Annotated in this window: 15 protein-coding genes and 3 pseudogenes; 9 read left to right on the top strand and 9 right to left on the bottom strand. The window is 72.7% G+C overall.

The features are described from left to right. Positions 1 to 36 precede the first annotated feature (36 nt). The 4 genes from ENC19_RS03585 to ENC19_RS03570 all read left to right on the top strand — a co-directional run bounded on the left by ENC19_RS03585 (position 37) and on the right by ENC19_RS03570 (position 7,461). Positions 37 to 1,401 (top strand): glutamine synthetase family protein, encoded by a 1,365-nt coding sequence (locus ENC19_RS03585; protein ID WP_164445674.1) that lies wholly within the window; start codon positions 37 to 39, stop codon positions 1,399 to 1,401. Positions 1,402 to 1,441: 40 nt separating this feature from the next. Beyond that, positions 1,442 to 2,797 (top strand): aldehyde dehydrogenase family protein, encoded by a 1,356-nt coding sequence (locus tag ENC19_RS03580; RefSeq protein WP_164445673.1) that lies wholly within the window; start codon positions 1,442 to 1,444, stop codon positions 2,795 to 2,797. Between the two features lie 2 nt (positions 2,798 to 2,799). After that, positions 2,800 to 3,567 (top strand): 3-oxoacyl-ACP reductase, encoded by a 768-nt coding sequence (locus ENC19_RS03575; RefSeq protein WP_164445672.1) that lies wholly within the window; start codon positions 2,800 to 2,802, stop codon positions 3,565 to 3,567. Between the two features lie 174 nt (positions 3,568 to 3,741). Beyond that, positions 3,742 to 7,461 (top strand): SpoIIE family protein phosphatase, encoded by a 3,720-nt coding sequence (locus tag ENC19_RS03570; protein WP_164445671.1) that lies wholly within the window; start codon positions 3,742 to 3,744, stop codon positions 7,459 to 7,461. 24 nt (positions 7,462 to 7,485) lie between these two features. On the opposite strand, the gene ENC19_RS03565 is transcribed toward ENC19_RS03570, so the two are convergent. Then, positions 7,486 to 7,800, bottom strand: coding sequence for an STAS domain-containing protein (locus ENC19_RS03565; RefSeq protein WP_281601850.1), 315 nt, complete (start codon positions 7,798 to 7,800; stop codon positions 7,486 to 7,488). Positions 7,801 to 7,894: 94 nt separating this feature from the next. On the opposite strand from ENC19_RS03565, the gene map reads away from it, so the two are divergent. Beyond that, the gene (gene map, locus ENC19_RS03560; RefSeq protein ID WP_164445669.1) at positions 7,895 to 8,752 is read left to right on the top strand and encodes a type I methionyl aminopeptidase; all 858 of its coding nucleotides are present in this window, start codon (positions 7,895 to 7,897) and stop codon (positions 8,750 to 8,752) included. Continuing rightward, complete coding sequence (locus ENC19_RS03555; RefSeq protein ID WP_164445668.1) at positions 8,749 to 9,465, top strand: VIT1/CCC1 transporter family protein; 717 nt, start codon at positions 8,749 to 8,751, stop codon at positions 9,463 to 9,465. The genes map and ENC19_RS03555 overlap by 4 nt, the downstream gene beginning before the upstream one ends. Before the next feature lies 1 nt (position 9,466). Here ENC19_RS03555 and ENC19_RS03550 read toward each other — a convergent pair whose 3' ends face one another. The 8 genes and pseudogenes from ENC19_RS03550 to ENC19_RS03520 form a co-directional block, all read right to left on the bottom strand. Next, complete coding sequence (locus ENC19_RS03550; protein ID WP_164445667.1) at positions 9,467 to 10,186, bottom strand: nucleotidyltransferase domain-containing protein; 720 nt, start codon at positions 10,184 to 10,186, stop codon at positions 9,467 to 9,469. A 96-nt stretch (positions 10,187 to 10,282) separates the two neighbouring features. Continuing rightward, positions 10,283 to 10,759, bottom strand: coding sequence for a nitroreductase/quinone reductase family protein (locus ENC19_RS03545; protein ID WP_164445666.1), 477 nt, complete (start codon positions 10,757 to 10,759; stop codon positions 10,283 to 10,285). 28 nt (positions 10,760 to 10,787) lie between these two features. Beyond that, positions 10,788 to 11,117: an FtsX-like permease family protein gene (locus ENC19_RS03540; RefSeq protein WP_328824151.1), complete on the bottom strand. Its 330-nt coding sequence runs from the start codon at positions 11,115 to 11,117 to the stop codon at positions 10,788 to 10,790. Then, complete coding sequence (locus ENC19_RS31260) at positions 11,018 to 12,661, bottom strand: FtsX-like permease family protein (RefSeq protein ID WP_328824150.1); 1,644 nt, start codon at positions 12,659 to 12,661, stop codon at positions 11,018 to 11,020. The genes ENC19_RS03540 and ENC19_RS31260 overlap by 100 nt, the downstream gene beginning before the upstream one ends. Positions 12,662 to 13,513: 852 nt before the next feature. Continuing rightward, positions 13,514 to 14,214 (bottom strand): annotated as a pseudogene (locus tag ENC19_RS03535) (ABC transporter ATP-binding protein); the annotation flags it as partial. 110 nt (positions 14,215 to 14,324) lie between these two features. After that, positions 14,325 to 14,906, bottom strand: coding sequence for a PadR family transcriptional regulator (locus tag ENC19_RS03530; RefSeq protein WP_164445664.1), 582 nt, complete (start codon positions 14,904 to 14,906; stop codon positions 14,325 to 14,327). A gap of 86 nt (positions 14,907 to 14,992) precedes the next feature. Further along, the gene (locus tag ENC19_RS03525; RefSeq protein ID WP_164445663.1) at positions 14,993 to 15,424 is read right to left on the bottom strand and encodes a ferritin-like domain-containing protein; all 432 of its coding nucleotides are present in this window, start codon (positions 15,422 to 15,424) and stop codon (positions 14,993 to 14,995) included. Further along, positions 15,421 to 15,878, bottom strand: a pseudogene (locus ENC19_RS03520) (hypothetical protein). Before ENC19_RS03520 ends, ENC19_RS03525 begins: the two are co-directional and overlap by 4 nt. A 219-nt stretch (positions 15,879 to 16,097) precedes the next feature. Between ENC19_RS03520 and rimP the strand changes: the two are divergent. The 3 genes and pseudogenes from rimP to ENC19_RS29820 all read left to right on the top strand — a co-directional run bounded on the left by rimP (position 16,098) and on the right by ENC19_RS29820 (position 18,117). Next, positions 16,098 to 16,730: a ribosome maturation factor RimP gene (rimP, locus tag ENC19_RS03515; protein WP_164445662.1), complete on the top strand. Its 633-nt coding sequence runs from the start codon at positions 16,098 to 16,100 to the stop codon at positions 16,728 to 16,730. After that, entirely contained in the window at positions 16,727 to 17,770 is a 1,044-nt protein-coding gene (nusA, locus tag ENC19_RS03510) for a transcription termination factor NusA (RefSeq protein ID WP_164445661.1), read from the top strand. Before rimP ends, nusA begins: the two co-directional genes overlap by 4 nt. Positions 17,771 to 17,786: 16 nt before the next feature. Continuing rightward, positions 17,787 to 18,117, top strand: a pseudogene (locus ENC19_RS29820) (YlxR family protein). The last annotated feature ends 22 nt before the right edge of the window (positions 18,118 to 18,139 follow it).

Below are 18,139 nucleotides of genomic sequence, written 5' to 3'. Positions count from 1 at the left end.
GCTGGGCCGGTAGACCTTGGTGATGGAGGCTCGCGGATGAGAATGCCGCCGCTCACGTTGGAGCAACTGCGGGTCGCCGTCGCCGAGGGCGAGATCGACACGGTGGTGCTGGCCCTTGTCGACATGCAGGGTCGGTTGCAGGGCAAACGGTTCCACGCCCCGTACTTCCTCGACCAGGTCGTCGCGAACGGCAGCGAGGGATGCAACTACCTGCTCGCCGTCGACGTCGACATGAACACCGTCGACGGGTACGCGATGTCGAGCTGGGAACGCGGCTACGGCGACTTCGCGATGAAACCGGACTTCGGCACCCTGCGTCGGGTGCCGTGGCAGCCGGGGACGGCCCTGCTCCTGGCCGATCTGGAGTGGCTGGACGGCACCGGTCCGGTGATCGCCTCGCCGCGGCAGATCCTGCGTCGACAGTTGGACCGGCTGGCCGGGCACGGGTTGACCGCGTACGCCGGTACCGAGCTGGAGTTCGTGCTCTTCCGGGACTCGTACGAGCAGGCGTGGCGCAGCGGCTACCGGGAGCTGACCCCGGCGAACCAGTACAACGTGGACTACTCGTTGCTCGGCACCGCCCGGGTGGAACCTCTGCTGCGCCGCATCCGCACCGAGATGGCCGGCGCGGGACTGGTTCCGGAGAGCGCCAAGGGGGAGTGCAACCTCGGCCAGCACGAGATCGCCTTCCGCTACGACGAGGCGGTGGCCTGCGCCGACCACCACGTCATCTACAAGAACGGGGCGAAGGAGATCGCCGCCCAGGAGGGCATGTCGATCACGTTCATGGCCAAGCCGAACGAGCGGGAGGGCAACTCCTGCCACATCCACTTCTCGCTGCGCGACGCCTCCGGTGGCTCCGCCATGCTCGGTGACGGGCCGGCACACCTGAGCCCGACCGGGCAGCGGGTGCTCGCCGGACTGCTCGCCACGATGCGGGAGATGAGCCTGCTCTTCGCGCCGAACATCAACTCCTACAAGCGTTACCAGCCGGGCTCGTTCGCTCCGACCGCGTTGCGCTGGGGCACCGACAACCGCACCTGCGCGCTGCGGGTGGTGGGCCACGGTCAGGGGATGCGGGTGGAGAACCGGGTGCCGGGTGCCGACGTGAACCCGTACCTGGCGATCGCGGCCCTGGTGGCGGGCGCGCTGCACGGCATCGAGAACGAGTTGGACCTGGCCGAGGAGTGCACCGGCAACGCGTACGACGACCCGAACGCCGAACGCGTCCCCGGCACCCTCCGCGACGCCCTCACCCTCTGGGAGGGCTCGACGGTCGCCCGCGCCGCCTTCGGCGAGGAGGTGGTCGCCCACTACGCCAACATGGCCCGCGTCGAGCTGGCCGCCTTCGACGCCGCCGTCACCGACTGGGAACTCACCCGTGGCTTCGAACGCCTCTGACCCCCACCCCGTCGACAAGGAGAGGGTGGGGTGAGGGTGGATGGGTGAGGTACGGGATCCGGCTCGTGGGGTGGTGTTGCGGGAGGTCGCGGACAGCTCGGTCGGGGACGTGGACGCGGCGGTCGAGCGGGCGCAGCGGGCGTACCAGCGGTGGCGGTGGGTGAGCCCGGCGGAGCGGGGCCGATTGTTGCGGCGGTTCGCGGCGGTGGTGGACGAGCACCTGGAGGAGTTGGCGCGGCTGGAGGTGGCCAACGCCGGCCACACCATCGGTAACGCCCGCTGGGAGGCGGGCAACGTCCGGGACGTGCTGGACTACTACGCCGGGGCGCCGGAACGGCTCACCGGGCGGCAGATCCCGGTGCCGGGCGGGCTGGACGTCACCTTCCACGAACCGCTCGGCGTGGTCGGGGTGATCGTGCCGTGGAACTTCCCCATGCCCATCGCCGCCTGGGGCTTCGCTCCCGCGCTCGCCGCCGGCAACACGGTGGTGCTCAAGCCCGCCGAGCTGACGCCGTTGACCGCGTTGCGGCTGGCCGAGCTGGCCGACCAGGCGGGTCTGCCGGAGGGCGTGTTCACCGTGCTGCCCGGGCGGGGCGAGGTGGTCGGCGAACGGTTCGTCAGCCACCCGGCGGTCCGCAAGATCTGCTTCACCGGCTCCACCGAGGTGGGCACCCGGATCATGGCCGGCTGCGCGAGCCAGGTGAAGCGGCTGACCCTGGAGTTGGGCGGCAAGTCGGCGAACCTCGTCTTCGCCGACGCCGACCTGGAGCGGGCCGCCGCCAGTGCGCCGTACGCGGTCTTCGACAACGCCGGCCAGGACTGCTGCGCCCGGTCCCGGCTGCTGGTGCAGCGCGGGGTGTACGACCGCTTCCTCGAACTGCTCGAACCGGCGGTACGCGCCTTCCGGGTGGGTGACCCGGCCGACGAGAGCACCGAGATGGGACCACTGATCTCGGCCGGGCAGCGGGACCGGGTCGCCGGGTACGTCGACGGTTCGCGGGTGGCGTTCACCGGCTCCCGGCCCGACGGCTCCGGCTACTGGTACGCCCCGACCGTGCTGCTCGCCGACTCGCCCGGGGACCGCCACTGGCGGGAGGAGATCTTCGGCCCGGTCGTCTCGGTGCTGCCGTTCGACGACGAGGCCGACGCCGTCCGGCTGGCCAACGACACCGAGTACGGTCTCTCCGGCTCGATCTGGACAAGGGACGTGGGCCGGGCGCTGCGGATGGCCCGGGCCGTCGAGGCCGGCAACCTGAGCGTCAACTCACACTCCTCGGTGCGGTACTGGACGCCGTTCGGCGGGATGAAGCGCTCCGGCCTGGGTCGGGAACTGGGACCGGACGCCCTGCACGCGTTCACCGACGTCAAGAACGTCTTCGTCAGCACCGAGGAGTGAGCATGCAGGGACGGTTGCGGGACCGGGTGGCCGTGGTGACCGGGGCGGCCAGCGGTATCGGGCTGGCCACCGTGCGGCGGTTCGCCGCCGAGGGTGCCCGGGTGGTCTGCGTCGACGTCGACACCGAGGCCGGCCAGCGGGCCGCCGACGAGGTGGGCGGGAGCTTCGTGGCGGCCGACGTGGCCGACGAGGCGGCGGTACGCGACCTCTTCGACGGGGTGGTCGGGCGGTACGGGCGGGTGGACGTCGCGTTCAACAACGCCGGCATCTCCCCGCCGGACGACGACTCCATCCTGGAGACCGGGCTGGACGCCTGGGAACGGGTGCTCCGGGTCAACACGACGAGCGTCTACCTCTGCTGCAAGCACGTCATCCCGCACATGCGCCGGCAGGGCCGGGGCTCGATCATCAACACCGCCTCCTTCGTGGCGTTGATGGGCGCGGCGACGTCACAGATCGCGTACACCGCGAGCAAGGGCGGGGTGTTGGCGCTCACCCGGGAACTGGGCGTGCAGTTCGCCCGGGAGGGCATCCGGGTCAATGCCCTCTGCCCGGGACCGGTTGCCACGCCGTTGCTGCGCGAGCTGTTCGCCGCCGATCCGGAGCGCGCCGCCCGCCGGCTGGTGCACGTGCCGATGGGCCGGTTCGGTGAACCGACCGAGATCGCCGCCGCGGTGGCCTTTCTGGCCAGCGACGACGCCTCGTTCATGACCGCCGCGCAGTTCGTCGTCGACGGCGGCATCACCGGCGCGTACGTCACCCCACTGTGATTGTTCGGGCGCAAGGAGTAGTGGTCCGACGTCGGTCGGACCGTCACCGATGCTCACCTGGAGCTGAACAGCGTCCGAACCGTCGGATGCGTTACGTTGCTGATCCGTCTGGGTAGAAGGCGGATCAGGGCACTGGTGATCGGGCGCGGTGTGGGACACGGCCGGGGAGGCTGCATGAACTCGGCCCAGGGGGGCGTGGACGGTGGTCAGCCGTCCGCAGCGGGAAGTGGGATGTCGCCGCTGCTCTCGGCGGCATTCGCGGGCGGCGGCGAGATGGGCACCCTGCTGCGGGACCGCGACTGGTCGGCCAGTCCGCTCGGTCCACCGGAGCGCTGGCCGACGTCGCTGGGCAACGCCGTCAGCACGATGCTCGCCTCGAAGGCGCAGATCGCCATGTTCTGGGGCGAGGACCTGCGTGCCTTCTACAACGACGCCTACCGGCCGACCATCGGAGACAAGCATCCCGCCGTGCTCGGCGAACCCGCCCGGGAGCACTGGGCGGAGACCTGGGACGTGCTGGGGCCGCTGCTGACCGGCGTGCTGCGCAGCGGCGAGGCGTACCAGGCCCGCGACCATCACTTTCTGCTGGATCGACACGGCTTCGTGGAGGACGTCTACTTCGACGTCTCGTACGATCCGATCCGCGACGTCGACGGCACGATCAGCGGGGTGCTCTGCATCTGCAGCGAGACCACCGGGCGGGTGCTCGGCGAACGCCGGCTGCGGGCGCTGGCCGAACTCGGCTCGGAGCTGGCCGATCCGGTCCGCAGCGCGGAACTCGGCCAGGTCGCGGCGGCGGTGCTGGACCGGCATCGGGCCGATGTCCCGTTCGGGCTGCTCTACCTGCGAGACGACGACGGACAGCTGCGCCTGGCCGGGGTGAGCGGAGCCGTCAGCGTCGCCGTTGATCCGCCTGCCCGGGTGGTGGAGCTGGGCGGGGTCGGCGTCGAAGCGGCGGTGGCCACCGCCGAGCTGCTCGGCCGGGTCCCGCCCGAGGCCGCCGACGAGGCGGTGGTGCTGCCGATCAGCGCGACCAACGACCCGGCCGGGGTGCTGGTGCTGGGAGTGACCCGGCGCCTGCCGCTCACCGAGGACTACCGCACGTTCCTTGAACTGGTCGCCGCGCAGATCTCCCGGGCGGTCGGCAAGCAGCGGGCGTACGAGCAGGAACGGGCCCGCGCCGCCGAGCTGGCCGCCCTGGACCTCGCCAAGACCAACTTCTTCGCCAACGTGAGTCACGAGTTCCGCACCCCGTTGACCCTGGTGCTGGGCCCGTTGGAGGACCTGCTCGCGGACCCGGGGCTCAGCGAGGAACACAACCAGCGGCTGACCGTGATGCACCGCAACGCGTTGCGGCTGCTGAAGCTGGTCAACACGGTGCTCGACTTCTCGCGGCTGGAGTCCGGGCGGCTGGTGGCGCACTACGAGCCGACCGACCTGGCCGACTACACCTCCCGGGTGGCCAGCACGTTCCGGTCTGCCACCGAACGGGCCGGCCTGCGGCTGGTCGTGGACTGCCCGCCGCTGGCGGAGCCGGTCTTCGTCGATCCGGACATGTGGGAGAAGATCGTCCTCAATCTGGTCTCCAACGCCCTGAAGTTCACCTTCGAGGGTGAGATCAGCATCCGGGTCCGTGCGGTCGACGGTGCGGCGCAGTTGGAGGTCTCCGACACCGGGGTGGGTATCGATGCGCGGGAACTGCCGCACGTGTTCGAGCGGTTCCACCGGGTGCCGGGAGTGCGCTCCCGCAGCCACGAGGGCACCGGGATCGGCCTGGCCCTGGTGCGCGAACTTGTCGAGATGCACGGCGGCCGGGTCAGCGTCACGAGCCAGGTCGACGTCGGCAGTACCTTCCTGGTGACCGTCCCGTTCGGTGCCGGGCATCTGCAGACCGACCGGGTGGCCGATGCCGAGCACGCCGAGCAGGCCGTTCGCGAGCCACGGCAGGCCCCGCTCTTCGTCGCCGAGACCGTGCACTGGACCGCCGATGCCGTCGCGGCCGGGTCCCGCCCGGTGCCGACCGACGCCTCCACCGTGCCGGACGCCGACGCCTCGACGCAGCGGGCACCCCGGCCCCTCGCCGCCGTGCCCGCCGGTCGGGTGCTGGTCGTCGACGACAATCCCGATCTGCGCGAACACGTCACCCGGTTGCTCGTGCCCACCTGGGAGGTGAGTACCGCCGCCGACGGGGTGGAGGCGCTGCGGCGTGCCACCGAGAGCGCCTTCGACCTGGTGCTGACCGACGTGATGATGCCGCGACTGGACGGCTTCGGGCTGGTCGCCGCCCTGCGCGCGGATCCGCGTACCCGGTACGTGCCGATCGTGCTGCTCTCCGCCCGCGCCGGTTCGGCCGAGGAGGTGGCCGGGTTGTCGGTGGGTGCCGACGACTACCTCACCAAACCGTTCTCCGGGCAGGAGCTGATCGCCCGGGTCCGGGCGAACATGGCCCTCGGCCAGCTACGTAACCAGATCATCCGCCGGCTGCGTGCGCTCGCGGACGCGGCGGTCGCGGTCAACACCGCCCGTTCCACCGCCGACGTGCTCCAGATCGCCGCCCGTCACGCGTTGAGTCTCGCCGAGGCCGTCCGGGTGGTGGTTTCCGCCGGTGGCACGCGCTTCGAGGCCGACGCCGGCGGGCCCAGCAGCGCCGAGCCGTCGTTCGTCCTGCCGCTGACCGGGGTGGCCAACCAGCCGCTCGGTGAGCTGCGGGTGTGGCATCCGACCGCGGAGAGCACCGACGCCGACGAGGCCGCGTTGACCCAGCTCGCCCGCCTGGTGGGGGTACGCATGGAGAACGCTCAGCTCTACGAGGCCGAGCACCGCATCGCCACCACCCTTCAGCACAGCTTCCTGCCCCGTACCCTGCCCCAGTTGCCCGGGGCTGTGGTGGCCAGCCGCTACCTGCCGGGCAGCGCGGACGTCGAGGTGGGTGGCGACTGGTACGACGTGGTGGCCCGGGACGACGACGAACTCATGCTGATCATCGGTGACGTGGTCGGCAAGGGGGTGCCGGCGGCGGCGGCCATGGGCCAGCTGCGCAACGCGCTGCGCGCGTACGTGCTCGAGGGTTTCGATCCCGGCGAGTCGTTGACCCGGCTGAACCGGCTGGTGGGCTCGACCGAGTCACGTTCGTTCGCGACGGTCTTCTGCCTGTGGTTCAGCCCCCGGACGGGTCGACTGCGCTATGCCAGCGCGGGGCACCCGTCGCCCCTGGTGATCCGGGGCGACGACGTCGCGTTCCTGCACGGGCGGGCGCTCGGGCCGCCGGTCGGTGCCATCGCGGGCACCGAGTACGAGACCGTCTCCGGCGAGCTGCGGGCCGGTGACCGGCTGCTGCTCTACACCGACGGCCTGATCGAGGACCGGCAGATGGGCATCGACGACTCGTTGGCCCTGTTGCGCGCCGACGCGGCCCGCTCCGGCGAACACGTGGCCGACCTGATCGACGCGGTGGTGGCGCGGGTCGCCGGCCGGCCCCGCCGGGACGACGTCGCGGTACTGGCCCTGGAGGCGGTCGAACTCAACCGGTTCGCGCTGCGGCTGCCCGCCGACCCGACCCGGCTGAGCGTGCTACGCAAGCGGCTGGAGGACTTTCTCGTCGCGCACCGGGTGGGCGAGACGGACCTGTTCGACCTGACCGTGGCGGTTTCCGAGGCGGCGGCGAACGCCATCGAGCACCCGGTCGACCCGGTGGAGCCGGTGGTCGAGATCGAGGTGCGGATCGAGGACCGCACGGTGGTGGCGACGGTGTCGGACAGCGGGCAGTGGCGGGAGTCGACCGGCTCGGGTTTCCGGGGTCGCGGACTGTCGCTGATCCGGGCACTCGGGGATCTCTCGGTCGAGCACACCCCCGACGGGACCCGGCTCACCCTGCGCCGCGTGCTGACCGGCTGACCGCGCGGCCAGCGGTGGTCGCGGTCAGGCCGGATGCAACCAGGGTTGACTTGCCAGACCGGCGATCTCCAGCACCCGGCTGACCTGCCGGGACGGCAGGACCGTCAACGCGTCCGGATAGTGGCCGGCCAGCCGGACCACCGCGTGAATCGCCGCCGAGTCGAAGAAGGTGACCGCCCGCAGGTCGAGAGTCACCCGGCCGGCCGGCTCGCGCAGCACGGTCTCGAGCATGGTGTCGGCGGTCGCCATGTCGACCTCGCCGGTGACCACCACGCTCAGGTGATCACCATCGGTCTCCGCGTTGGCGGAGAAGACGGGAGGTGCGCCCCCTTGATCCACGCAGACACCTTGACACAGTGCTTGTGGTAGGGCAACAACCGCTCGCGAGGACCGGTGGCGGGGGTCACTACGCGGGCGGCGATAGGCTTGCGTCATGACCGTCCGTGCGCCGCTGACCCCCGGCACGCTCTCCCCGTGGCGGCCGGTGCCCGCCCACATCGCCCGCCCGGAATACGTCGGCAAGAAGGCCCCTCAGCCCTGGCAGGGATCGCACGTGCAGACCCCGGAGACCATCGAGAAGATGCGTCTGGCCGGGCGGATCGCCGCCCAGGCGGTGCAGCTGGCGGGGGAGCACTGCAAGCCCGGCGTGACCACCGACGAGATCGACCGGGTGGTGCACGACTTCCTCGTCGACCACGGCGCCTACCCGTCGACCCTGGGCTACCGGGGCTTCCCGAAGTCCTGCTGCACCAGCCTGAACGAGGTGATCTGTCACGGCATCCCCGACTCGACCGTGCTCGTCGACGGCGACATCATCAACGTCGACGTCACCGCGTACATCGGGGGCGTGCACGGCGACACCGACGCGACGTTCTGCGTCGGTGAGGTGGCCGAGGAGAACCGGTTGCTCGTCGAGCGGACCCACGAGGCGATGATGCGGGGGATCCGATCCGTCGCCCCAGGGCGACAGATCAACGTGATCGGCCGGGTCATCGAGTCGTACGCGAAGCGCTTCGGCTACGGCGTGGTCCGTGACTTCACCGGCCACGGCATCGGCGAGTCCTTCCACAGCGGGCTCTACGTGCCGCACTACGACAGCCCGCGCCCCACCGACGTGATGGAGCCCGGAATGACCTTCACCATCGAGCCGATGATCACTCTCGGCACCTACCAGTACGACCTGTGGGACGACGGCTGGACGGTGGTCACCAAGGACCGGAAGTGGACCGCCCAGTTCGAGCACACCGTGCTGGTGACCGAGGACGGCCACGAGATCCTGACGCTGCCGTGACCGAGACCCCGGCCGCACTGCGCGAGCACCACCACGCCGACGTGTCCGGCGGCTGGCTGCGCCCGGCCGTGTTCGGGGCGATGGACGGCCTGGTCACCAACATCGCCCTGATCGCCGGCGTCGGCGGCGGCGGGGTCTCGCCCCGCACCATCGTGCTCACCGGCACCGCCGGCCTGGTCGCCGGTGCCATCTCGATGGCGCTCGGTGAATACACGAGCGTGCGGTCCGCCAACGAGCAGATCGCCGCGGAGGTGGCCAAGGAACGCCGGGAGCTGGAGCGTCACCCGGAGGCCGAGGCCCGCGAGCTTGCCGACATGTGGGTCGCCCGGGGGCTGCCCGAGCACCTCGCGATCCAGGTCGCCGAGGCGGTACGCCGCCACCCGGAGCAGGCGCTGCGGATGCACGTGCAGGAGGAGTTGGGCGTCAACCCGGACGAACAACCGAACCCGTGGGCGGCGGCGCTCTCGTCGTTCCTCTGCTTCTCCGTCGGCGCCCTGGTGCCACTGCTGCCGTACCTGTTCGGCGCGACCAGCCTGGCGCTCGCCCTGGCGGTCGGCGGGCTCGGGCTCTTCGTCGCCGGTGCGATCGTCTCCCGGTTCACCAACCGCCGGTGGTGGTCCGGCGGGCTGCGCCAACTGCTGCTCGGCGCCGCCGCCGCGGTGGCAACGTACCTGATCGGTGCGCTGATCGGGGTCCAGGGCGGGCTCGGCTGAGTCAGCCGTCGAGCAGGTCGTCGATGGTGCCGTCGACCGGACGGCCGCGGGCGGTGAGCTCCGCCGACTGGCGGGCCAGCACGGCACCCACCTCGGTCATGTCCGCCCCGGCCAGCCCGGTTCGCCGTATCGCGTCGCCCGCATCCCGGAAGTAGGTGCGGCTGAGCAGCCCGCTGACCGTGGCGGCACCGAGCCGGGCCTCGCCGAGCATCAGCAGGGCCTGGTCGGTCTCGTACCACTCGGCCAGCCGGGCCGCCCGGGCATGCGCGGCGCTGCCCCGGTACCAGGCCCGGCGGGCGGCCGAGGTGAACTCGGCCGGGCGGGCCCGGGCCAGCCGGCCGAGGTGCTCGTCGCGCAGCGTGGCCAGCCATCCGGTCGGGTCGTGCAGGGCCCGGGTGGTCACGTACCGGTCGGCGGTCAGTGGCCACCGGCTGGTCAGCTGTCGGGCCTGGCGCAGCCGCTCCTCGGCGGCGACGACGGTCAGGTCGACGAGCACGCCGTCCACCCGGCGGGTCGCCGGCGGCGGCCCGGTGCCGGGCCGGTAGGTGGCCACCAGCAGCCCCACCTCACCGTCGCCACCGCCGTCGTCGTCGCCGTGCGCCAGCGGACCGTGGACCGCGACCGCGAGCACATCGGCCGGGAAACGCCGCCGGACGGCCGCGGCGACCCGCTCGGCCACGTCCCACCGGGGATCGTCCCGGTGTTCCTGGACACCGTCCACGCCGACCACCCCGCGTTCGCGCCACCCACAGCGACCTGTCGGTCACCGCACACCCTAACGCCTGTGTCGGTGCCCCCGGTCGAGCCGCGACCGGGATCAGGTGAGGCGGTCGTCGGGCACCAGCCGGAAGATCCGGATCTGGCGGCCACCGGCCCGCGCCACGTACGTCTCGTACGCCGGCCACTGGTCGACCAGCAGCCGCCACAGCCGGTCGCGTTCGGCGCCGGTGGCCACCTCGGCGCGTACCGGGATCCGGCGACCCTTGACGTCCACCTCGGCCCTCGGTTCGGCGAGCAGGTTCAGCGACCACGCCGGCTGGTGGGTCTGGCCCCAGTTCGATCCGACCACCACGTAGGCGTCGCCGTCGGGCACGTAGAGCAGCGGGTTGCTGCGTGGCCGACCAGACCGGCGACCGGTCGTGGTGATCACCAACGACGGTACGAGCCCGAGGGCGACCACCCGGCCCCGGGTCAGTCGCCCGACGGCCCGGTCGACGGGCACCAGCAGCCGGACGGTGGCACCGAACCAGCGGTACCGACCGACCCGGCGGGTGAGGCTTCCCAGCACGGACATCCGCACAGTCTGCGGTGTCAGGTACGGGTCAGTCCAGACGGCGTTCCACCGGTAGCCGGGACCGGGTGAGCAGCGCCGCGCCGAGCATCGCCACCAGTGGCACCACCACCAGCACGCCCAGGGTCAACCAGGGCATCACCAGTGGATAGGGCGGTTCGATCGGCCATCTGTCGGCGTACCGCTGGTTGGTGAAGGCCAGCACGATCAGGGCTGAGGCGAGTCCGGCGACGATGCCCAGCGCCGAGCCGAGCACCGCGATCACGCCGGCCTGGCAGAGCGAGAGCAGGCGGCGTACACCCGGCCCCGCACCCACCGCGGCGAGGGTGGACAGGTCGGCCCGTCCCTCGGCGGCGGCCAGACCGGTGGCGATGCCGGCGGCGCCGACGGTGACCACCGCGGAGACCGCCGCCAGCAACAGCAGCAGCGGGCGCGTGTCGTCGTAGTCCCGGTTCCGCTCCACCGCGACCCCGGCGGCACCGAGCGGGCGAAGTGCGCCGGCGAGGTCGTCCTGTCGCTGCTGGTCCGGTGGCCGCCGGGCGTCCAACGCCCAGCCGACCTGCCAGGTCGCCAGCCCGAGCCGGTCGGCGGCGGCGGGCGAGAGCAGCAGCCAGTGCTCACCGAGCCCGGTGTGCAGCGCTGTCCGGGCACGGTGGCGGTGTCCGCGGGCCGGGTCTCGTCCCCGTGTTCGACCCGGAGATCCAGACGGTCGTCGTGGAGAAGCGGGCGTCGGTGATCACCGCGCCGCCCGCGCGCAACGTGGCGGTGGCGGCCGCGACGTCGGCCGGTGCGACCCCGGTCAGCAGCCGCAGCGTGGTGCCGTCGTCCACGGCGACCCGCAGGTACGGGCCGTGCGGTTCGTCGTCGTGCTGGCAGCGTGGGTCGGCGCGGGCCAGCAGCTGGTCGGCCGCGCTGAGCGGCTCGTACGGCTGCCAGGGGCAGACCCGCTCGGGAGGCATGGTCGCGGTGATGGTGCGGGCGTAGAAGTCCGGCGAGCAGCCGGCCGCCACCAGCGGAGCGATCGTGTCGGCACCGAGCAGCCGCCGCGCCGGGCCGCTGATCTCGTCGCGGGTGGGCGGGCGGTCCGTCGCGGGATCGCCGCCGGTGGTGACCAGCACGGTGTGCTCCGGCAGCAACGCCCGGTTCTGCTGCTCGTTGCGCGCGTCGTCGCTGGCCAGGAAGAGACCGAGGGCGACACTGCCGGCGACCGCGGCCATCACGGCGGAGATGGCCGGCGCGGCCGACGCACGGTTGCGGCTCGCGTCGCGTACCGCGATCCGGGGTGCCAGCGGGAGGAACCGACCGAGCCGGGCCAGCAGTCCGACGAGCGTCGGGGTGGCGAACACCAGCCCCAGTTCGCCCAGCACCAGCCCGGCGAGGATGACCGGCTGCGAGGTGACCACAGCGCCGATCGCGGCCACGACGGTCCCGCCGGCGTGCCGCGCGTGCCGATGGCCAGCCACCGACGTCGGTGCACGGGCGCGGTGCGCCGGCCGCGAGCCCAGCCACCACGTCCTGCCGGGCGGCCGTCCACGCCGGTGCCAGCGCGGCCAGCACCCCGGCCAGCACCGCGACCAGGGCGATCACGACCAGGGCGGCGGGCCAGACACGGTAACCGCCGAACCGCTGCGAGAAGATGAACTGCTCGACCAGGGGTCGGCCGGCGAAGGCGGCGGCCACGCCGAGCGCGATCCCGGTCACGGCGCCGACTCCGCCCAGCACCACGCCGTCGGCGAGCACCACCCGGCGCAGCTGCACCGCGTCGCCACCGGCCACCGCCACCAGAGCCAGTTCCCGTCGCCGACGGCGCACCCCGACGGCGAACGCGGGCCCGACCAGGAGCACCACCTCGAGCAGACCGAGCCCGCCGATCAGCACGCCGGTACTGACCTCCTCCAGGCTCATCCGGCCCGTGGGCGAGTCGACGTGCTGGGGCAGCTTCCCGGGCGGCGCGGGTACCCGGGCGGCCACCACGACACCGTTGCGGTTGAGGTGCCGGAAGACGTCGTCGGTGAGCGGGCCGGACAGGTCGGCCAGGAAGACCTCGTCGGGGTCGGTCTCCACCGGCGCCCCGGCGGGGTGCAGGAGGACCATCGGGGTCAGTTGCTCGGGGAGTTCGGCCACGCCGACGACCGTCCAGGTGCGGCTGCCGTCCGCGGCCACGACCCGGTCCCCGACGTCGACGCCGAGGCTGCGTCGGGCTGCCAGGTTCACCGCGATCTCGTCGGCGGCGGCCGGTACCCGGCCTCGGTGGACCCGGGCCAGGCCGCGCCCGAGGGGGTCGGTCAGGTCGATCACGGTGGCGGCGACGTCGTCCCGGATCCGGTCGCCCCGCCAGGCACTGAACGGCACCCAGCGACGTACCGGCAGCACCCGGCTGCCCTCGGGCAGCAGCGCGGCGAAAAATGCTGCGGTGACCGGTGCGGTGGGGGGCTTGTCCGCGTCTCCGGAGGTCCAGCCGCTGCCGTCGGAGTTCTGCTCGACCGGGCCGCGTCCCACCACCCGGAGTTCCGCGTCGGCGTTGCCGAGCCGACGTTCCAGTTCCTCGCTCGGGGTCAGCCGAGCCATGTCGACGCTGACCGCGACGAAGCTCAACGCCAGCACCGGCAGGACGATCATCGCCAGTACCAGGGTGGTGCGCCCGCGCGCCCGCCTCGCCTCCCCGTCGGGCGATCCGCAGCGCGGCCGCCACGAGCCGAGCGCCTCGGCCAGCCGCCCGCCGCCGGTCGGTCCGGACGGTCGACCGCTCACCGAGCCGCTGCCGCTGAGCAGGGCCTCCACGCCGGCCAGCGGGGCGGTCGGAGAGTCGACCGTCACGCCGTCGCGCAGGAAGACCACCCGGTCGGCCCAGGCGGCATGGCGCGCCTCGTGGGTGACCAGCACTCCGGCGGCCCCGGCGTCGACCCGGCGGCGCAGCAGCCGCAGCACCGCCTCCCCGGTCTGCGAGTCCAACGCCCCGGTCGGCTCGTCGGCCAGCACCAGTCGCCGCTGCCCGACCAACGCCCGGGCGATGGCGACGCGTTGCTGCTGGCCACCGGAGAGCTGGTCCGGGAACCGGTCACCCAGCTCCGACAGCCCCACCTCGGTCAGTGCGTCGAGGGCCAGCCGGCGGGCCGCTCGTACCCCGGTGCCGTCCAGTTCGAGGGGGAGGGCGACGTTCTCCACGGCGGTCAGGCTGCCGATCAGGTTCAGGTTCTGGAAGATGTATCCGATGCGCCGGCGGCGCAGCCGGGCCAGCCCGCGCCGGTCGAGGGCGTGCAGCGGCTGCCCCTCGACGTGCACCTCACCCGCGGTCGGGCTGTCCAGCCCGCCGGCCAGGGTGAGCAGGGTGGACTTGCCGGAGCCGGAGGGGCCCATCACGGCGACCAGTTCGCCGGGGCGCACGGCCAGGCTCACCCCGCGCAGGGCGTGCATACCGCCGCCGGGCCGCTGCCGTGCGTGCGATGCACGTCACGCAGGTCGAGTACGGTGTCGCCGGCCGGGCCGGGGACGGCCGGGTCGGCGGTCGCGGCGGCGTCGGACGCGGCTCGCGGGTCGGGTGCGGCCGGCATCCGTCCGCCGCCAGTGGTCACCGTCGTGCCTCCTCACCACTGTGGCCCACCGCCTCGGAGAGGGGCGCTGGGCCGGCGGCCGGGGGGCGGTGCCGTACCAGACTGCTCTCACAGTGGTCGAGCCAGCGCACCTCGGCCTCGGCCTGGAACACCATGGCGTCCAGCACCAGCCGCCACGGCAGATCCTCCGGCCGGTCGCTGGCGTACTTCAGCCTGGTCAACTCCTGCAACGTGCGCATGGTGGCGGTCCGCTGGGTCTGGACCACCGCGCGGACGTCCACCCCGGGGGTGGTCAACGCCAGCGCCAGCTTGATCGCCAACTCGTCGCGCGGGCGGTCGCTGCGGCTGATCGGGGTGGCGAACCACAGGGCCAGGTCCGCCCGCCCGGCGTCGGTGATCTCGTACGGCCGTTGGCCGGCTTCGCTCTCCGGCAGCGACCTGACCAACCCGTCCCGCTCCAGCCGGGACAGGGTCGTGTAGACCTGCCCGATGTTCAGCGGCCAGGTGGCGCCGGTCGACTCCTCGAAGGCGGCCCGGAGCTGGTAGCCGTACATCTGCCCGCGTTCGAGCAGCGCGAGCAGGCCGTGGCGGATGGACATGGACCGGAGTATGCATACCTGGTATGCGGACCGCAACCGGCGCGGACGTGAATTCGACTACGCCCGGGTGGGTCCGCCGGGCCGGTTCAGCTCGGCCGGCCCGGGAACGGCACGGTCAGCGGGGCGATTCCGGCGCTGCGCCGCCAGCGGGTCGCCCGGACCGCGTACTCCACCAGGGCGGCCAGGGCCCGATCCCGATCGGCGCCGGTGCTGACCGGCAGCGCCGCCCGCCAGAAGGCCGCGGTACGTTCCTCCACCTGCACGGCGAGCCGCAGTGCGCTGGCCCGGTCGGTCACCGGGAAGGGCAACGCGTACCCGGCCCGATCCGGCGGAACGCTGCCGCCACCGGTACTCAACTGCACCACGAGCGCGTCCCGGCGAGCCCGGTGGGCGGCCTCGGCCTCGGCCGCGGCTTTGCGCTCGGCCCCGCTGAGTCGGACCCCGACGGGGCCGTAGGCCCAGATCGCGGCGTACTCGGCGGTGAGGGCGGCGGCGAGCGCCTCGGCGGATTCGCTCATCGCAGCGCCTCCAGGTGGGTGGCGCGAGCGGCGGCGACCGACCCGAGCAGCGCTACGCGCTCGGCGGGCGCCGTGGCGCAGGCCGGATCGCCGCCTCCCGGCCGGCGCGCTCGGACCTGCGCAGTGCGGCAAGCGTCGCCGAGCGATCCGTCGGCGGCGTGCCCGACGGGGCGGCCGTGGCGGTGGGCGGGGCGGTGGCGGTCGCCGCACCGGTCAGCCGGGCGATTTCCGTGGCGTGCGCCTCGTGCGACTCGGCGAGCGGGAGCAGCCGGGCGGCCAGGTCGGGGTGGGCGGTGGCGGCGGCGCGCAGACCGGCCGCGAGCTGTCGGGACTCGTCCAGCAGCGGCGCGAGCGGGTCGGGCAGCGGCGGTGGTTCGTCGCGGTCGAGCAGGCCGCAACCGGTCAGCGGAGCGGCGGCCCCACCGAGCGCCAGCAGCGCACCGGCCCGCAGCAGGCCGCGTCGGGAAAGCTCGGAGGCGTCGTCCTGCCGCGTCGTTCTGCCCATCGCCACCGGACAAGTCAACACCATCGCCGCGCGGTGTGTCCGGCGGTGGCGTCGGTGCGCCGCCCGGGCCCTCGTCCCGGCGGCGCGTTACGCTCTGCGCAGCCACCGGCGCGTCCGCACCGGTGGCGTGCCGGCATGGCGTCGGCGAGCAGCGGAAGGGTTCTTCGGATGACGCAGCGTGGCCGTGCCACCAGGACGACGGGTCGACCCCGCGGTGGCCAGGCTGCACGCGCGGGTCAGACCTCCCGTGGCGACCTCGCCGCCCGCCGCGAGCGGCTGCGCTCGGTGATCGCGCCCGTGGTGCAGGCCGCCGGCTACGACCTGGAGGATCTCACCGTCTCCCGAGCCGGCCGCCGGCACGTGGTGCGGGTGATCGTCGACGCCGACGGCGGGATCAACCTGGACGCGGTGGCCGACGTGTCGCGCGCCGTCTCCACCGCGCTGGACGCGGCGGAGGAGAGCGGCGGCGACATCGTCGCGGGGGAATATCAGCTCGAGGTCAGCTCGCCGGGGGTGGACCGTCCGTTGACGCTGCCCCGGCACTGGCGCCGCAACGTCGGGCGGCTGGTTCGGGTGACCGTACGCGGTAACCCGCCGTCCGGGGGCGACCGGCAGGTCACCGGCCGGGTGGTCGACGCCAACGCCGAACGCGTGGTGCTGGAGACCGACGCGGACCGTACCCGGTGGGCCTACGCCGACCTCGGCCCGGGCCGGGTACAGGTCGAGTTCACCCGCCTGGACGAGTTGGCCGAATCAGAAGACGTCGACGACGATGACGATGTGGAGGACGAGGAGAGGTGAACATCGACCTCGCGGCGCTGCGCGCACTGGAGCGCGAGCGGGAGATCCCGTTCGACACGATCCTCGCGGCGATCGAGACCGCGCTGCTGACCGCGTACCGGCACACCGAGGGGGCGCAGTCGCACGCCCGGGTGGAGATCGACCGGAAGACCGGCGCGGCACTTGTCTACGCCCAGGAGTTGGGCGCCGAGGGCACCGTGGAGCGGGAGTGGGACGACACCCCGCACGACTTCGGTCGGATCGCTGCCATGACCGCCAAGCAGGTGATCCTCCAGCGGCTGCGGGAGGCCACCGACGAGGTGCACTTCGGTGAGTACGTCGGCCGCGACGGCGACCTGGTCACCGGGGTGGTGCAGGCGCACGAGGCGCGGGCCGAGAAGGGCATCGTCACCGTCGACCTGGGCAAGCTCGAGGGTGTGCTGCCACAGTCGGAGCAGGTGCCCGGCGAGCGGTACACCCACGGCGAGCGGATCCGTTGCGTGGTGGTGCACGTGGCCAAGGGAATGCGTGGCCCGCAGATCACGCTGTCCCGGACGCACCCGAATCTGGTGAAGAAGCTGTTCGCCCTGGAGGTGCCGGAGATCGCCGACGGCACGGTCGAGATCGGCGCGATCGCCCGTGAGGCGGGTCACCGTACGAAGATCGCGGTGCGTTCCACCGCGGCCGGGGTCAACGCCAAGGGCGCCTGCATCGGCCCGATGGGCCAGCGGGTCCGGGCGGTGATGAGCGAACTGCACGGCGAGAAGATCGACATCATCGACTGGTCGGACGACCCGGCGACCTTCGTCGGTAACGCGCTCTCCCCGGCCAAGGCGCTGCGCGTCGAGGTGGTCGACCTGGCCAATCGGGCCGCGCGGGTGACGGTTCCGGATTTCCAGCTGTCGCTCGCGATCGGGCGGGAGGGGCAGAATGCCCGACTTGCTGCCCGGTTGACCGGTTGGCGGATCGACATCCGTTCCGACGCCGAGCCGGCCGCCCCCGCCGGGCAAGCTGAAGCTGATCACGTCCGGGAACCGGGCGGAGCGGTGTCGGGTAGCTAGGGGTAGACTTCCACCAGTGGCACGACGCGCGCTGCCGGAGCGCACCTGTGTGGGTTGTCGACGGCGCGCACCGGCCAGTGAACTGCTGCGGATTGTCGCGATTGGCGACGAGGCTGATGTCAGCCTCCGACCCGATCCGGCCCGCACGCTGCCGGGTCGGGGAGCGAACATGCACCCGGATCCGGCCTGCTTCGCGCAGGCAGTGCGGCGTCGTGCCTTCGGGCGCGCGCTGCGTGTCGCCGGGGTTCCGGATGACGGGGCCCTCGCGGAGTACCTGACGCGTCAACCACCACGTCCGGTCACCCGACCGGACGAGGGCCGCTAGCAAGGTAGGACGACCGACATGAGCACACGATGAAGTCCCAGAAA

This window comes from Verrucosispora sioxanthis (genome assembly GCF_010560025.1).
GTDB classification, from domain to species: Bacteria; Actinomycetota; Actinomycetes; order Mycobacteriales; family Micromonosporaceae; genus Micromonospora; species Micromonospora palythoicola.
Note: the sequence above shows the minus strand (reverse complement) of the source record. Positions and strands in the feature narration are given on the sequence as shown.

Coding starts and splice junctions, on each gene's coding strand:
- ENC19_RS03585 (WP_164445674.1), top strand. CDS start 37: ATGAGAATGCCGCCGCTCACGTTGGAGCAACTGCGGGTCGCCGTCGCC.
- ENC19_RS31260 (WP_328824150.1), bottom strand. CDS start 12,661: ATGAGCCTGGAGGAGGTCAGTACCGGCGTGCTGATCGGCGGGCTCGGT.
- ENC19_RS03525 (WP_164445663.1), bottom strand. CDS start 15,424: ATGAGCGAATCCGCCGAGGCGCTCGCCGCCGCCCTCACCGCCGAGTAC.
- map (WP_164445669.1), top strand. CDS start 7,895: ATGACCGTCCGTGCGCCGCTGACCCCCGGCACGCTCTCCCCGTGGCGG.
- ENC19_RS03530 (WP_164445664.1), bottom strand. CDS start 14,906: ATGTCCATCCGCCACGGCCTGCTCGCGCTGCTCGAACGCGGGCAGATG.
- ENC19_RS03580 (WP_164445673.1), top strand. CDS start 1,442: ATGGGTGAGGTACGGGATCCGGCTCGTGGGGTGGTGTTGCGGGAGGTC.
- ENC19_RS03570 (WP_164445671.1), top strand. CDS start 3,742: ATGAACTCGGCCCAGGGGGGCGTGGACGGTGGTCAGCCGTCCGCAGCG.
- ENC19_RS03575 (WP_164445672.1), top strand. CDS start 2,800: ATGCAGGGACGGTTGCGGGACCGGGTGGCCGTGGTGACCGGGGCGGCC.
- rimP (WP_164445662.1), top strand. CDS start 16,098: ATGACGCAGCGTGGCCGTGCCACCAGGACGACGGGTCGACCCCGCGGT.
- ENC19_RS03545 (WP_164445666.1), bottom strand. CDS start 10,759: ATGTCCGTGCTGGGAAGCCTCACCCGCCGGGTCGGTCGGTACCGCTGG.